The sequence below is a fragment of the Thermococcus camini genome (assembly GCF_904067545.1).
In the GTDB taxonomy this organism is placed as follows: Archaea; Methanobacteriota_B; Thermococci; order Thermococcales; family Thermococcaceae; genus Thermococcus; species Thermococcus camini.
Genome location: NZ_LR881183.1, coordinates 1,871,139 through 1,883,857 on the forward strand (window position 1 = coordinate 1,871,139; position 12,719 = coordinate 1,883,857).

The following is a 12,719-nucleotide window of genomic DNA, read 5'->3' on the forward strand; positions in this document are numbered from 1 at the left end:
TTATTTATTGTCGACGATTTAGTGTATTAGCTCTCAATTTTTTAATATCCTTTTCACTATCTATCCTTTTTCCTGAGGCTATTCTCATTCCAAACCAAAAAAGACAAATCCCCCTTAATACCACCCCCAAAATCCGGCAGACATCGAGTCCATACTCTTCCCGCAGTGTATTTAATATCCGCCCCGCTTCCTCTGCTTTTAAAAACCTGCCATCAAGATACACCTCAATATCATCGCAGGAGTCCCCATAAACCTCAAGTAGCCCCAGGGGAGTTGGTAGAAGGAGTGTTGCCCCACGGTCATTCACCGGGGGAAAATTCACGGGGCGCACTTCCCTACGTTCAACGAGCAGTGCGCGTAGAACGAACCGCCTCCCCCCACCTCTGACCTTCAGTATAATCCGCTCCACCCCCGAGGAGGTTATAGCATTAATAAGCTCCTGTGGATTGACGTTCTCGGAGTGCTGAAGCTCCAGTATTGTACCCTCATATGTTATGAACGTGATGTATTCGTATACGGAGACCTCATCGGGTCGAAGTTTCATCTCCCTACCATCCCCTAAGAGGAGAACAACCTCCGGCGGCATGGAGGAGCCTCCCAACCATTCCCCAAAATCTTCCATAACACCACCGTCACATTATTGGGTTTTGGATATTAAAAATATGGTCACAACAAAAGGCTAATATCCTAGAAAAACAGAACTCACATGGGGGATGGAAAATGGCTTACTGGCTCTGTATAACCAATAGAGATAATTGGGAAGTTATAAAAGAAAAGAACGTCTGGGGCGTTGCTAAGAGACACAGGAACACAATCGCTAAAGTCAAGCCCGGTGATAAGCTCGTCTTCTACGTCAAGCAGGAGCGAAAGAACAAGGAAATCCTTGAGCCAAAGATCGTCGGAATTTATGAGGTCGTGAGCGAGCCTTATACTGACTCAAGCAAGATATTCAAGAGCCCGCCGCATCTCAACGAGACCTATCCTCTCAGGATCAAGGTCAAGCCCGTAAAGCTCGGCGAGGTTGACTTCAAGCCCCTCATCCCAAAGCTCAACTTCATCACCAACAAGAAGCGCTGGAGCGGGCACCTGATGGGTAAGGCGATGAGAGAAATCCAGGAGGGAGACTACAGGCTGATTGAAAGCCTGCTTTGACCTCATCCCCCATGTAAACAGTTCGGATTTTTGTCGTTGTTCACTCCTTCGGAGAGCTAACCGAGCCGAGCTCAAAAGTTAAAGAAAAACTCAATTGAACCCGATCTCTTTGAGGAGTTCGACGACCCTGTTGAAGGGCTCAGCAAGAACCTCCTCGTCCCAGAACTCGTCCGGCACAGCCATCTTCGCGTGAACCTTACCGTCTTCCTCATAAAGGAGCAGGTGGCACGGCGCAACCATGCCGATCTCCTCATTCCTCTTCCACAGCTCGTAAAAGATCTTAGCATTGCACAGGCCAAGAGTCTTGTACTTCGGCATGTCAATGCCGAGCTTGTTCTTCACAACAGCCGTGAAGTCCTGCTCCCAGACGACGGCAAAACCAGCCTGCGGAAGAACCTCCTTGACTTTCGCCTCAGCCTCATCGAAAGTCCCATTAAACACTAACCTGGCCTCAATCATTTAACACACCCCCAACCATCCCATTCAATCCATTTATTGTATTTTGCCAGCTGTATTAAGCGGACGGGCAGAAAAGGATGGAGATTCTCAAATTTATAAATTTTTCGTGTAATGATATCGTAGTGCTGTTATGAAAATCTATTACTATGACATAAATTAACATAACCACACCGCACTAACCGCCAGTGAGGTTCCTGATCAGAACAAGAAGCACTCGACTAAGTTTGGTATTCTCCAAGAAAGCTTCACCAAAAGTTAGTGGCTCCTGGAAAGCAGCTTATTTGGGTGTGATTACTCTAGTCGGGGCGTTTTCAACTTGGAATTCCTCTAGCTTTGCAATTTAAAAAGAGTTCATCCTTGTTGACGCCCTTCGGGCGTCGGTTTAAAAGTGAACCCCCCACGAAAGGGCGTGCTCTAGCGGATTCCAACACTCTAAAGGTTAAATTTAACGACAATCACACTTTAGAAGCGAGCTTCAAGAAGGAATCACAAACTTTGATGAAACTTTGCGAAGGCAAAGTTTCTTATGGGGCCAGGGCCGGGATTTGAACCCGGGCTAGGGGATCCACAGTCCCCTGTGCTAACCAGGCTACACCACCCTGGCCATTTCCAGCTAAACCTTTTGGGTTAGCTTTATAAAGTTTTCGACGGAAGGGGCTGAAAGAGGGAGCTGAGACCTTTTACTTAATCCAACCCCCATGTAACGGCGCTTTCGCTGGAATTAAGAATCGTCCGGAGGTTTCGACATGAAAGCCAAACGCGAAGCCCTTGTGAGCCTCTTCACGGCTATGAGGGAAGGAAAGGTTGACGAAGATATAATCGACCTCCTCCTGTTCATAAACTCCATCGATGGCATCTACACGACCTCCTCCTGCTCCGGCAGGATAGGTATAATGGAAGAACCGGACCTCGGGGCCAAGCCCCTCGCGAGGTGGTTGATCAAGGTCCACAGGCCGATGGAGTTCGAGGAGGCAAGGGAGGCCCTAAGAAACGCCGAAAGGGGCCTCATATTCCTCAAGAGCCAGCCACCGATATTCCACATCGTTGCGGAGGACCTGGAGAAGGCAAAAAAGCTCCACGAGCTCGGTTTGGCATCGGGATTTAAGTACACCACATTCAAGGTCATCTCGAAGCGATACCTGGTCGAGATAAACGCCACCGAGTACCTAACCGCCCCCCTCGGCAGGGACGGGAGGGTTTTAATCGACGATGAGTACCTGAGATTTGCTCTGGAAGTCGGCAATTCCATGCTGAGGAGAAGCAAGGGAAGACTGCCGCGCCTGGAGAGAAACTTCAGGAAGCTGAGGGAGGAGCTCGGCGAAGACGGGCTGTTCTACGAGCTGGCGGAGAAGTTCGAAATCAAAGCCAGGTGAGACTCATGTAGCTCTTCATGGAAGGGCATCCCGCACTGACCTCTTCCCCGCCCTAAAAGGGCGAGGCCTGCAAAAGAAAAAAGTTACCTCATCTCGTTCCACTCCGGGTTCCCGTACCTCTCTTCCACCAGCCTCTCGGCGAGCTCGAGCTCGTAGTCCGTTAGCTCCCCTTCTTCCAGCCCGAACGCGGTAAAGAACTTGTCCTTCAACAGCTCGTAGGCCTCCCAGCGGCTCAGCTTTATCCCCTCGCGCTCCAGCGTTGTTACCCTCTCCCAGATGCTCGAAACGCCCTTGTCGGCCAGCTTTGCCTTCGAAGCGCGGAGAACCCTTCCGAGCACCCCAACGCGCGTGGAATACATGAAGGTGCCGTGCTGCAGGATGACCCCCTTCCTCCTCGTCTGTGCGGAGCCGCTGATTTTTTTCCCGTTGGCAACTATGTCGTTGAGGCCGGAGAAGCCGGCATCAAGGCCGAGCTCTTTCAAGGCATCGACGAGCGGGCCGGCCAGATAGCGGTAGCTCGTCTCGACGTTTTTAAGCATGGGATGTAAGTCCTCGCTGGCAACGACGGAATAGGTTATCTCGCCGAACTCGTCGTGGAACACCGAACCACCGCCGGTAATCCTGCGGACGACGGGGATTCCGAGCTTCCGTGCCTCGTCTAGGTTGACGTCGTGGACGACGCTCTGGAATCTTCCGATGGTTACCGAGCTCGGCGAGAAGGCGTAGAGCCTCACCGTGTCTGGGACTTTCCCCTCAATTCTGGCGCGCATTATCGCCTCGTCTATGGCCATCTGAACCTCGGGCCTTGCAACGATGAGCGGGATGAACCTCATAACATCACCAAGGTTAAAAGGTCGTGAGCGTTTTTAAGTCCAGCGATGATGAGGCCCAAGCCCTTCCGAGGCAACGATGAGGAGAGCGGTCACCACTGAGCGGATAGAAACTTTGCCTTCGCAAAGTTTCATCAAAGTTCGTGATTCCTTCATAAAGATCTCTTGAGAAGGGTTTCTTTTTTCTGTTTGTTTAATTTGTGGAACCTCTACCAACGCTCGTTTTTGATAGGGGCTTGCTTTTTGGACAAGCGCCCTCCGGGCGCTGGGAATAGAAAACCCCCCAACGAGCCAATTAGAGAGTAGTTACCAAAAAAGCTCCAAGTCAAGTAAAACCCCAAAATTAACCAGACGAACTCAATAAGAATCACGAGTCCCACAAAGAAGCAGAGAAATTTCAAAGGTTTGAGGGTACGGAGCAAGCTTTGAGAAAGCTTGACCAAAGAGTTCGTAGCTCTTTGTAGCAGATTTTCATTAAGAATCTGTTAGACAGGGTTCTTGGGGATGTGGGGGCGTTAGCCCCCCAGGGGATTAAAAAACAAGGAAGGTGGGGAAACGTAGTTTCCCAGATTTTTAGAGAAAAGTGGGGCTGTGGGGTGGAACCCCACCTCGGGGGTTTGAGAGTACAGGAAGCTTTTGGAAAAAGCTTCACCAAAAGATTTCCTTATCTACAAATTGGCAGGAATCAGAGCGTGCATCCTAAAATTCAGCAACGGATTGGGGATTGACGTAAAAACTGGCCTATTGAACTAGTTTCACCCATATTCTGGCGTCTGGAAGACGCCCTATGAGGGGTGAAACACTGTAAGAGCGCCAGTTGAAAGTAATCCCAAAAAAGAAGAGAAAGCTAAATTGCACGCCATTTTTCCGCCAGCGCTTTGCGAAGCAAAGGGCTGTTGGTCAGGGGCCGATTAGTTCATCATCGGAGCCCTCGGCCACCTACCCTCACATCATCCCAGGCCCAGGCTTTCCCTGATTTCAAGGGGGATGAGGCCTATCTTCGGGAGCACCAGCAAAGCTTTGTCCTCGACGGCGTAGGCCGGGACGCACGGCACCATCCCGTAGGGGGTCGGGTATTCGGGGTCGGGGGCCCAGTTGTTGTCGCCCCAGGTAAGGAAGCACTTCTCGGTCTTGCCGCCGAGGTTCACCTCGCTTATCCCCCTGACGCGGTGGATGATGGGATACTCGTAGCCGGGACGCTTGTAGACGATGACATCATTGATGTGAACATCGTCGATGTTCTCCTCGCTTATGCCCTCCAGCAGGACGACGTCCCCGCGGTAGAAGACTGGCTCCATCGAGCCGCTGACGACTATGACGAGGGGAGAGTCGGTGTGAAGCGCAACCTTAAGGCCGAACTGGAAGATGAAGACAGCTATAACCGCTATCAGCACCCATGCTATATCCTTTTTCCACCCGTCCTCCATCTCAGAGCCTCCATGAGGGTGCTTATCCTCGCGGGAATGGCACCGATGGCGGTGCACGTTTCGAGGCTCACCCTTTTTCCAGTTATGTCCATGTGATAGCGGGCGGTCTTAAAGATTTCCTTTGGAAGGCCGTGCCGCCCGAGGCCCACCAGGAGGAGAAAGCTCTCACCACGGAGGGCACGTTCGGCTAGCTCAATGGGCGTTAGTTCTTTCTCATCGCTTGGCTTTCGAGTGGTGGCAACGGGTGTTCCGAACTGCGGCGGAAAACCCCGCCTGGGAAAGTTCAGAAGGTGGAAGCGGTTCCCCTCCGCCAGTTCCATGAGGTACCTGCCGCCCTCGCCTATCGTTGTGTGGCCGCTTATCTCCTCCGCCACATCGATCGGTCTGCCCTCGAAGGGAAAGCCCACCAGGGCCAGGTGGAAGCCGTAGGCATAAGCTATAGGCCCCGCTCGGGCTATGGCGCGCAGGTGGGCCTCATGGAGCCTCTTGGGGTCGTAGGTGTTGTACAGGGCTATCGTCAGCATTGCCATGGGCAATGTAACCAACAAACCTTTATAAGGATTTAGAACGAATTAAAAAGTTAGTATGGCGACGCGAGAAGAAATAGAAATGCTCATCCAGAGGGGGTACTACGATGAGGCCCTCTCGAAGATCGGGGAGTTAATCGATCCCATAGACAAGGTAGAACTTCTCACGGACCTGGCCATAGCCATCCACCGCCACGGTGGGCCGGAGGAATGGATACCCGGAACCATAGAGGACGCCATGTACATTGCCAGGAAACTGAAGGATCCGGCCCAGAAGGCCGTGGCATACTCCATCATCGCTTCCGCCCTCGGGATAATCGGCTACGAGGAGGACGCGGTAGATTTCTTCGGCAGGGCGCTGGACGCGACCGACAGCATAAAGAATCCAGTAGAGAAGGGCACCGTCCTCTCAACCCTCGCGTATCATCTGGCCATCGGGGGATACCCCGAGAGCGCTCTGGACGTTTTCAACGTCGCCTTTGATACAATAATTGGAGCCGAGATGAACTACACCCACAAGGTGGACGGCATCATACGCATAGGTGAGCTGATGGAGAGGGCTGGGGACGCGCTCCCATCCAGCAAGGCCCTGGAGTTCTACAGGATGGCGTTCGATATATTCGACAAGCTCCACGTCAACCAGCGGGCGGCGGTCGTTGAGAAGAAGATAGAGCTGGTGAACACGGTCCACGAGGTGGGGCTTCCGGAGGTCAGGGAGTCCCTGCTGGAAGGAAGGTACCACTACGCACTCGCGCTCATAGAGAAAAAATACAGCGGGGTTGCAAGGCTCATCGGTGAACTCGAGGTCGCGCTCTGGATGAAGCGCATGAACAACCTTGAGTACATGGATATCGTGGACGGCGCCTTCAAGAGGTGTGAAAACCCCATATTCACCGAGGCTAACGTTCAGAGGATAGCGAGGCTCCTGACCGAACTCGGAAGCCTGAAGAGGGCCCTTGAGTTCGCGAGGAAGATAAAGGATATCCACAAGAAGAGTGAGGCGCTTAAGGCCATCGCCGTGGAACTGGCCAAGAGGCAGGAGTTTGAAGATGCAAGGAGGCTGGTCGAGAGCATCCCCGATCCCGGGGTGAGGGCGGAGGCGCTCACCGAGATAGTGACGATGGAAGAGAGCACCTGAGGTGTCGCCATGATATTCGACGCCCACTCAGACCTGCCAACGCTCATACACGACGAGAGACTGAACGGAAGGAGCCTCGTGCTGGAGAGGAACTCCGAGAGGTTCTTCGGTCCCTGGGTTAGGGCCAGGGTCATGGCCATCTGGACGCGGCCGGAGAGAAGGAGAGACGCAACGGCCTACGGTTTTGAGGTCCTGAACTCCCTGCTGAAGGACATCGGGGAGAGCGAGCGCTTTGAGCTGGTCACAACCGTCGATGAGATGAAAAATGCCATCGGAAACGGAAAGGTCGCCCTGTGGCTCAGCCTTGAGGGCGGGGAGCCGATAGGGGAGAGCCTCGACCTCCTCGAGGTCTTCCACCGCCTCGGCCTCAGAGTTTTGACGCTCACCTGGAGCCTGAGAAACGCCATAGCTGACGGGGTCTTTGAGAGAACCGGCGGCGGATTGACGAATTTCGGCGTTGAAGTCGTTGGAAAGGCCGAGGAGCTGGGAATTGTGATAGACCTGAGCCACATAAACGAGACCGGTTTCTGGGACGCCCTTGATGTGACTTCGTTCCCGGTTATAGCGTCCCACTCCAACGCGAGAGCCCTTTGCGACCACCCCAGAAACCTCACGGACGAGCAGATAAAGGCTATAGCGGAGCGCGATGGCGTCATTGGAGCGGTTGCCATTCCAAGCTTCGTCCACAGAGAAAAGCCGACGTTGGAGCGGTACGTGGAGCACATAGCGTACATGGCAGATTTAGCCGGCTACCGGCACGTCGGCCTCGGCTTCGACTTCGTCTACTACCTCCCAGGCTGGAGCGGAAGGAGCGTTGAAGGCTTCGAGGACGAGTCGAAGATACCCCACTTGGTGGAGAGGCTGTCTGAAACCTTCAGCGAGAGGGAAGTCGAGGCAATAACCTTCAAGAACTTCGAGCGCGTTTTTGAGAGGGTCGTGGGTTAGGTTTTTAATGGGAACCCTAAAAGGCAAAAACGATCTACAATGAGTAAGAATTCATCGTCAAAATCTGAACCACTATATAGAACCCGGTCATTATCAGAGTTAATTGAGCTTTTTAAAAACATAAACGCAGAGGAAACAATAGATTCAGTTCTGAGAGAGGGTAGGGAGCGGGTACTATGGAGGAACTCTACTTTCTGACAGCGAGAGACGCGAGAAGACTGCTCTTCGCGAAGGGAGGGGCGAAGCTCAACCTCGACCTTAGAAAAACCAACAGGACGTTGGAGGTAAAGCTGGAAGGAGACGAGTTCATCTTTCCCGACGGAACGCGGGTTGGGAGGGACGTCATAGAGAGAATCGCAAGGGACGAGGGAAGCGTTTACTTCGTGGGAGGGGGTGGGGTTTACAAAGCCGCCATCGCCGGGGAGGGCTTCTACAAGCTCGTGCCGACGATTCCGCCGACGATTGAGATAAACGGCATCAGAATGCACAGGACGAAGGAAGTGAACCCCCTCCAGGACACGAGGAACAAGGTGAACGCGGTGAAGCCGAGGGAGGGCGAAACGGTCTTAGATACCTGCATGGGACTCGGCTACACGGCGATAGAAGCCTCAAAGAGAGGGGCATACGTCATAACCATCGAGAAAGACCCGAACGTGATTGAGCTTGCCAGGATAAATCCCTGGAGCAGGGAGCTCTTCACCGGCGGTAAAATTCAGGTGATTCAGGGAGACGCCTTCGAGGTCGTGAAGAAGTTCAACGATGAGAGCTTCGATGTGGTTATCCACGACCCGCCGCGCTTTTCTTTAGCTGGACAGCTCTACTCGGAGGTGTTCTACCGCGAGCTGTTCAGGGTCCTTAAACCCGGAGGAAGGCTCTTCCACTACGTTGGAAACCCTGGAAAGAAATACCGGAGGAAAGACCTCCAGAAAGGTGTCATGGAGAGGTTAAGAAAAGCGGGCTTCGTCGGGGTTAGAAGGGTGGAGGAAGCGCTGGGAGTTGTCGCGAGGAAAGTGGAGAAATCATAACCTCTTGAAAACGCGGTACATGACAGGGTCAGGAATCCTGTACTTCCCATGACCTGCCGGTTCAAGGAAGCCGTAGTCAATCAGCCTGTTGATGTAGTTCCTCAGGGACCTGTCATCCACGCTCACGGTTTCCCTAATATCCTCAAGCCTTGCACTGCCAATCCCCTCGCTTAGCCCTGCAACCGCTTTCATCACGAGCTCGTACCTGGGGGAGAGCCTGGAAAGCTCCCTGAACTCGGACATAACGTAGGCCATGGCCTTTTCCAGAACCCTCTCGATTGCCTCCTCATGAGTTAAGCCGTCAATCCTTGAGGCGCCGTAGTGGACAAGCCAGCCAGGAATACCGTCGAGGGTTCTTATTGTTGATAACAGTTCTTCGTCGTTGGGGTTTCTGCCGGCTTCCTCAAATCCCCTCTCAAGAAACTCAAGACTCTCCGAGGGGTTGAACCGGGGGAGACGAATCCTCACTTCATACCTGCCGAACAGCGGGGAAGACCCGTCGTAGAGCCTCAGGAAGCTCTCAAGAATCCCCACCTGAGAGCCCGTGAAAACGAGAACAACGTTCTGAAGGGCGTCGAGAACCCATGCAAAGAACCTCGTGAGGTCTTCGTTTGAAAATCTTAGGTACTGGGCCTCATCGAAGGCAACCACAACCGGACTTCCCGCCCGGTTTAGGAGGGAAAATACTTCAACGAGGTCAGGTTTATCACCGAGGTCGAGCTCAAGTGGGCCGAGCTTCAGTCCCTTAACCTTCGAGAGCACACTACCGACCACGCTCCTTCCGAGCAGGGCCTTGTAAACTCCCTCTGCGATTACCCTATGGGGATATCTTGAGTTCAGTGAAGTCGCCGCCCGCGTGTCTATGACGATATGGGGAACCCCATCCCCGACCAGCTCGTTGAGAGAAGCGTAGAGAAAGCTCGTCTTGCCGATCCTCCTCGGGCCGGTGATGAGAATGAAATTCCTCCCCCTCTTCAGGGCATCCCTAAAGACGAGGTACTCAGCCTTTCTTCCAAAGAGCTCGCGGATTGATGTCTTTGGACGGACATCAAACAACATTTAAGGACACACCCCGAAAAGGGGGATGTCCAAAGGTGTATATAAAGGTGGTGGTTAAATCCCTCCAACTTCTTCCATCTCCTCAAAGGCTTCCAGGTTCGTGTAGTAGTCCATGAGCTCAGAGATTTCCTTTCTAAGCCTGAAGCTCTTGGCTATCGCTATTCCAAAGCCTATTATCGACGGCCAGGCCAGGAGGAGCAGCAGCTTGGCGTCGCTTATCGGTATAGCCCTTGGCTCAGTGAAGCGGTTGAAGTTCCATATCATGAAGGCTATCATCAGCCAGGCCGTCGAGAAGTTGGTAAGCCCACTGCCGCTTTCTCCGAGCTTGAAGCCAGGAACGACGTCCTTCGTGAGGGGCGGGAGCAGGTTGCTTCCCATGAAGCCGAGCTGGTCCTCGAAGACGTGGAGCCACTGGCCGAGCATCGAAGCCAAAGCCAGCTCGGTGGCATGGCTGTAGCCAATCAGCTTGAAGAAAGCGAAAACGGCCAGGCCTATTATCATGCCCATCGTGAGGGAGTGGCTGAAGCCGTGGTGCCAGGGCAAAAAGCGATCCTTGACGACGGTTTTTCCCCTGAACTCCGCTTTTCTGAAGGCTATCTCCGGGCCGGAGAAGGAGTCTATCCTAGTGGGCTTGGGGTAGGTCTTGATGAAGGGCACACTCACTTTCGCTATCCCGTACTTCCTGTACTCGGGGACGTCGCCGCCTATCGCGACCCCTCCTGGCGTTACTATCGGGCCCATTTCCACCCTGACCTCCCGCTTGGGCGGGTCTAGGTGAACCATGAAGCGCCTGTAAACGTCGCCGGGAAGGCGGATGTTGTGTATCTTGACTATCCTCTCGCCCTCGCTGTATGCTTCTTCGATGGCCTTCGCTATGGTGTCCGCTATGCCCTGAGGGTGGGGAGCGTCGCTGACGACGAGCTTGAGCGAGCCGTCCTCCTCGAGGTCGATGTAACCGAAGACGAGCATCTCCTTTCCTTCTTCGATTTTTCCGAACTCCTCCTCGAAGAACTCGTAGTCGTCGCCGAAGGCCTCAACGGTTATCTTTCCGGTTCCGTCGTCGAGTGTGAAGACTATGCTGTTGTAGCTCTCCGTTACCGTCTCCTCGCTCCCGTCCTCGCGGAGAACTTTGTAGGAGACCTTCCCGGAGCCTCTCGCCAGTATCTCCTCCACCGTTCCCTCAACGGCAAAGAACTGGTAGCGGTTTTCCGTGCTCAGCTCGCTGATTTTGACGAGCTTCGGCGCGTAGTGCTTCTTCTCGTCCCAGGGAGCTGGATCAATCTCGTAGTCCCTTCTAGCCAGGAACTTTCCGAACTTGAAGTCCACGAAGTCGGGGAAGTAAGCGGCAGCGGCCGCTATGACCGGAATGAGTATGCCCAGCCTTAGATCACCGACGAGCGCTCCAAAGAAGGTCGCCGCGGCCAAACCGGAGATGTAGTGGGTGAATCCCCTCATCTTCCATCACCCCAGTCCGAGCAGGGACATGAAGTAGCCCGTGTGGCCCGTCATGCTGATGAGCACGGGCAGGATAAGTCCGCCGAGGCAGTAGCTCCTCCTGGTGTTGAAGGCAGCCGCCATCATTCCTATGGCAGTTGAGACGAAGAGCACCGCCAGTCCCATCAGTCCGGTGAGGAGGTAGCTTATCACCACCAGCGTCACCGCCACCACGTAGGAGAGCTTCTTGATGTGGACGACGTTGAAGCTCCTGGCTATGAACCTGGAGAGGTAGTAGGTGAAGAGGAAGCTTATCCCCGCGCTGAGCAGAATAACCCCTATGGCGGCGAGGTACTCGGAGTAGCTCTTGGGGGTGTAGATTGAGCTGACGAGCCAGGCAGCCGCTCCCCTCGTGAGCCTCAGGTTGGGCAGGAAGAGCAGTGTAAAAGCTCCCACGTAGTAGATGACCCTGTTCACACCCTGGCTTATGATGAACGCATCGTCCCCGCGCTGGCTCGTCATGTGACCCGCAACGAGCGCGCCCATTCCGCCGGTGATTATTGGATAGACCGCCGCTATGGTTCCACCGAGGGCACCTCCAAAGCTGGCCTTGAGGGTGTTGTAGAGGCTGCTCTCGACCCTGTCATCTGGCTTTTGCTCCAGCATGGGCGGGTTGGAGAGGATGTTGAGTATCACCCAGGACATTCCGAAGAAGCCTATGAACATCGGAGTTAAGCGGGTGTATGCGCTGGTTGTGGGAAGCAGGTTGGTGTTCATGACTATGAAGCCCAGTATTCCCGAGAGGAAGAAGACGAATATCCCGCCGAGTATCTGCCTCCAGGCCAGCCAGAGCCTCTCCCCCGGAGTTCTTCCTCTATCACCTTCCTTGGGCCACTCGCTCATGAACATGAAGACCACTATGGCGACGAGGAAGTAGGTGATGTAGGGGCTGGTTGCCTGGTAGATTGGCGGGAGAACCTTCGGAAAGATGAAGAGCAGGCCGAGCACGAGGAAGAGCGTTCCCGCTACCGCTCCGATGAGGTAGAGGAGCACAGCTTCGTGGCCTCTACCAAGGAGAAGGTAGCGCTGTGTGGGGAATAGGAGGAAGACGGCGCTCTCGTCGGCAACGCTGAAGTAGACACTGGAAATGGCACTCACGTAGGCGTAGGCAACTATCGCACCTATCGCGAAGAATGGGAAGGCCCTGACCGGCATCAGCTCGCCGACGCCGAAGACTGCAACGAGTAGGGCCATTATGTTGAATATGTGGAAGCCCGGAATCCAGGATATGAGGGAGCCAAAGAGCACACCCGCGAGGGACCAGATTAAAAGGTCTGAAAGGGGAAGCAT

The 12,719-nt window shown here is 53.9% G+C and carries 13 protein-coding genes and 1 tRNA gene; 5 read left to right on the forward strand and 9 right to left on the reverse strand.

Going from position 1 to position 12,719, the window contains the following annotated elements:
• Positions 1-4: 4 nt before the first annotated feature.
• A complete protein-coding gene (locus TIRI35C_RS10240) occupies positions 5-622 on the reverse strand; it encodes a hypothetical protein (protein WP_188202751.1) in 618 nt (205 codons plus the stop codon).
• A 98-nt stretch (positions 623-720) separates the two neighbouring features.
• Between TIRI35C_RS10240 and TIRI35C_RS10245 the strand changes: the two genes are divergently transcribed.
• A complete protein-coding gene (locus tag TIRI35C_RS10245) occupies positions 721-1,152 on the forward strand; it encodes an EVE domain-containing protein (protein ID WP_188202752.1) in 432 nt (143 codons plus the stop codon).
• Positions 1,153-1,242: 90 nt separating this feature from the next.
• Here the strand turns inward: TIRI35C_RS10245 and TIRI35C_RS10250 are convergent, their stop codons facing one another.
• Both TIRI35C_RS10250 and TIRI35C_RS10255 read right to left on the reverse strand, forming a co-directional pair.
• Positions 1,243-1,611 carry a DUF302 domain-containing protein gene (locus TIRI35C_RS10250; RefSeq protein ID WP_188202753.1) on the reverse strand — a complete coding sequence of 123 codons (369 nt, stop codon included), beginning with the start codon at positions 1,609-1,611 and terminating at the stop codon, positions 1,243-1,245.
• A 527-nt stretch (positions 1,612-2,138) separates the two neighbouring features.
• A tRNA-His gene (locus TIRI35C_RS10255) sits at positions 2,139-2,215 on the reverse strand.
• A 142-nt stretch (positions 2,216-2,357) separates the two neighbouring features.
• Between TIRI35C_RS10255 and taw3 the strand changes: the two genes are divergently transcribed.
• The gene (taw3, locus tag TIRI35C_RS10260) at positions 2,358-2,984 is read left to right on the forward strand and encodes a tRNA(Phe) 7-((3-amino-3-carboxypropyl)-4-demethylwyosine(37)-N(4))-methyltransferase Taw3 (protein WP_188202754.1); all 627 of its coding nucleotides are present in this window, start codon (positions 2,358-2,360) and stop codon (positions 2,982-2,984) included.
• An 83-nt stretch (positions 2,985-3,067) separates the two neighbouring features.
• On the opposite strand, the gene TIRI35C_RS10265 is transcribed toward taw3, so the two are convergent.
• The 3 genes from TIRI35C_RS10265 to TIRI35C_RS10275 form a co-directional block, all read right to left on the reverse strand.
• Positions 3,068-3,817 (reverse strand): lipoate--protein ligase family protein, encoded by a 750-nt coding sequence (locus TIRI35C_RS10265; RefSeq protein WP_188202755.1) that lies wholly within the window; start codon positions 3,815-3,817, stop codon positions 3,068-3,070.
• A 947-nt stretch (positions 3,818-4,764) separates the two neighbouring features.
• On the reverse strand, positions 4,765-5,241 hold the full coding sequence (locus TIRI35C_RS10270; protein ID WP_188202756.1) for a signal peptidase I: 477 nt from the start codon (positions 5,239-5,241) through the stop codon (positions 4,765-4,767).
• Positions 5,214-5,765, reverse strand: a complete 552-nt coding sequence (locus TIRI35C_RS10275; protein WP_188203232.1) for a DUF531 domain-containing protein — start codon at positions 5,763-5,765, stop codon at positions 5,214-5,216. The genes TIRI35C_RS10270 and TIRI35C_RS10275 overlap by 28 nt, the downstream gene beginning before the upstream one ends.
• Positions 5,766-5,826: 61 nt before the next feature.
• On the opposite strand from TIRI35C_RS10275, the gene TIRI35C_RS10280 reads away from it, so the two are divergent.
• From TIRI35C_RS10280 to TIRI35C_RS10290, 3 genes are all read left to right on the forward strand, one after another.
• The gene (locus TIRI35C_RS10280; RefSeq protein WP_246454768.1) at positions 5,827-6,906 is read left to right on the forward strand and encodes a hypothetical protein; all 1,080 of its coding nucleotides are present in this window, start codon (positions 5,827-5,829) and stop codon (positions 6,904-6,906) included.
• A gap of 9 nt (positions 6,907-6,915) precedes the next feature.
• Entirely contained in the window at positions 6,916-7,851 is a 936-nt protein-coding gene (locus TIRI35C_RS10285; protein WP_188202757.1) for a dipeptidase, read from the forward strand.
• A 176-nt stretch (positions 7,852-8,027) separates the two neighbouring features.
• On the forward strand, positions 8,028-8,876 hold the full coding sequence (locus TIRI35C_RS10290) for a class I SAM-dependent methyltransferase (protein WP_188202758.1): 849 nt from the start codon (positions 8,028-8,030) through the stop codon (positions 8,874-8,876).
• Here the strand turns inward: TIRI35C_RS10290 and TIRI35C_RS10295 are convergent.
• From TIRI35C_RS10295 to TIRI35C_RS10305, 3 genes are read right to left on the reverse strand one after another with little or no spacing between them, the layout of a single operon-like run.
• Entirely contained in the window at positions 8,871-9,935 is a 1,065-nt protein-coding gene (locus TIRI35C_RS10295) for an AAA family ATPase (RefSeq protein WP_188202759.1), read from the reverse strand. The genes TIRI35C_RS10290 and TIRI35C_RS10295 overlap by 6 nt on opposite strands.
• A 54-nt stretch (positions 9,936-9,989) precedes the next feature.
• Positions 9,990-11,390: a metal-dependent hydrolase gene (locus tag TIRI35C_RS10300; protein ID WP_188202760.1), complete on the reverse strand. Its 1,401-nt coding sequence runs from the start codon at positions 11,388-11,390 to the stop codon at positions 9,990-9,992.
• Between the two features lie 6 nt (positions 11,391-11,396).
• Positions 11,397-12,719 carry a tripartite tricarboxylate transporter permease gene (locus tag TIRI35C_RS10305; protein ID WP_188203234.1) on the reverse strand — a complete coding sequence of 441 codons (1,323 nt, stop codon included), beginning with the start codon at positions 12,717-12,719 and terminating at the stop codon, positions 11,397-11,399.

Excerpts from the sequence above, each read along its gene's own strand:
- TIRI35C_RS10275 (WP_188203232.1), bottom strand. The coding sequence starts at position 5,765 with ATGCTGACGATAGCCCTGTACAACACCTACGACCCCAAGAGGCTCCAT.
- TIRI35C_RS10290 (WP_188202758.1), top strand. The coding sequence starts at position 8,028 with ATGGAGGAACTCTACTTTCTGACAGCGAGAGACGCGAGAAGACTGCTC.
- TIRI35C_RS10250 (WP_188202753.1), bottom strand. The coding sequence starts at position 1,611 with ATGATTGAGGCCAGGTTAGTGTTTAATGGGACTTTCGATGAGGCTGAG.
- TIRI35C_RS10265 (WP_188202755.1), bottom strand. The coding sequence starts at position 3,817 with ATGAGGTTCATCCCGCTCATCGTTGCAAGGCCCGAGGTTCAGATGGCC.
- taw3 (WP_188202754.1), top strand. The coding sequence starts at position 2,358 with ATGAAAGCCAAACGCGAAGCCCTTGTGAGCCTCTTCACGGCTATGAGG.
- TIRI35C_RS10280 (WP_246454768.1), top strand. The coding sequence starts at position 5,827 with ATGGCGACGCGAGAAGAAATAGAAATGCTCATCCAGAGGGGGTACTAC.
- TIRI35C_RS10295 (WP_188202759.1), bottom strand. The coding sequence starts at position 9,935 with ATGTTGTTTGATGTCCGTCCAAAGACATCAATCCGCGAGCTCTTTGGA.
- TIRI35C_RS10305 (WP_188203234.1), bottom strand. The coding sequence starts at position 12,719 with ATGCTTCCCCTTTCAGACCTTTTAATCTGGTCCCTCGCGGGTGTGCTC.
- TIRI35C_RS10285 (WP_188202757.1), top strand. The coding sequence starts at position 6,916 with ATGATATTCGACGCCCACTCAGACCTGCCAACGCTCATACACGACGAG.
- TIRI35C_RS10300 (WP_188202760.1), bottom strand. The coding sequence starts at position 11,390 with ATGAGGGGATTCACCCACTACATCTCCGGTTTGGCCGCGGCGACCTTC.
- TIRI35C_RS10245 (WP_188202752.1), top strand. The coding sequence starts at position 721 with ATGGCTTACTGGCTCTGTATAACCAATAGAGATAATTGGGAAGTTATA.
- TIRI35C_RS10270 (WP_188202756.1), bottom strand. The coding sequence starts at position 5,241 with ATGGAGGACGGGTGGAAAAAGGATATAGCATGGGTGCTGATAGCGGTT.
- TIRI35C_RS10240 (WP_188202751.1), bottom strand. The coding sequence starts at position 622 with ATGGAAGATTTTGGGGAATGGTTGGGAGGCTCCTCCATGCCGCCGGAG.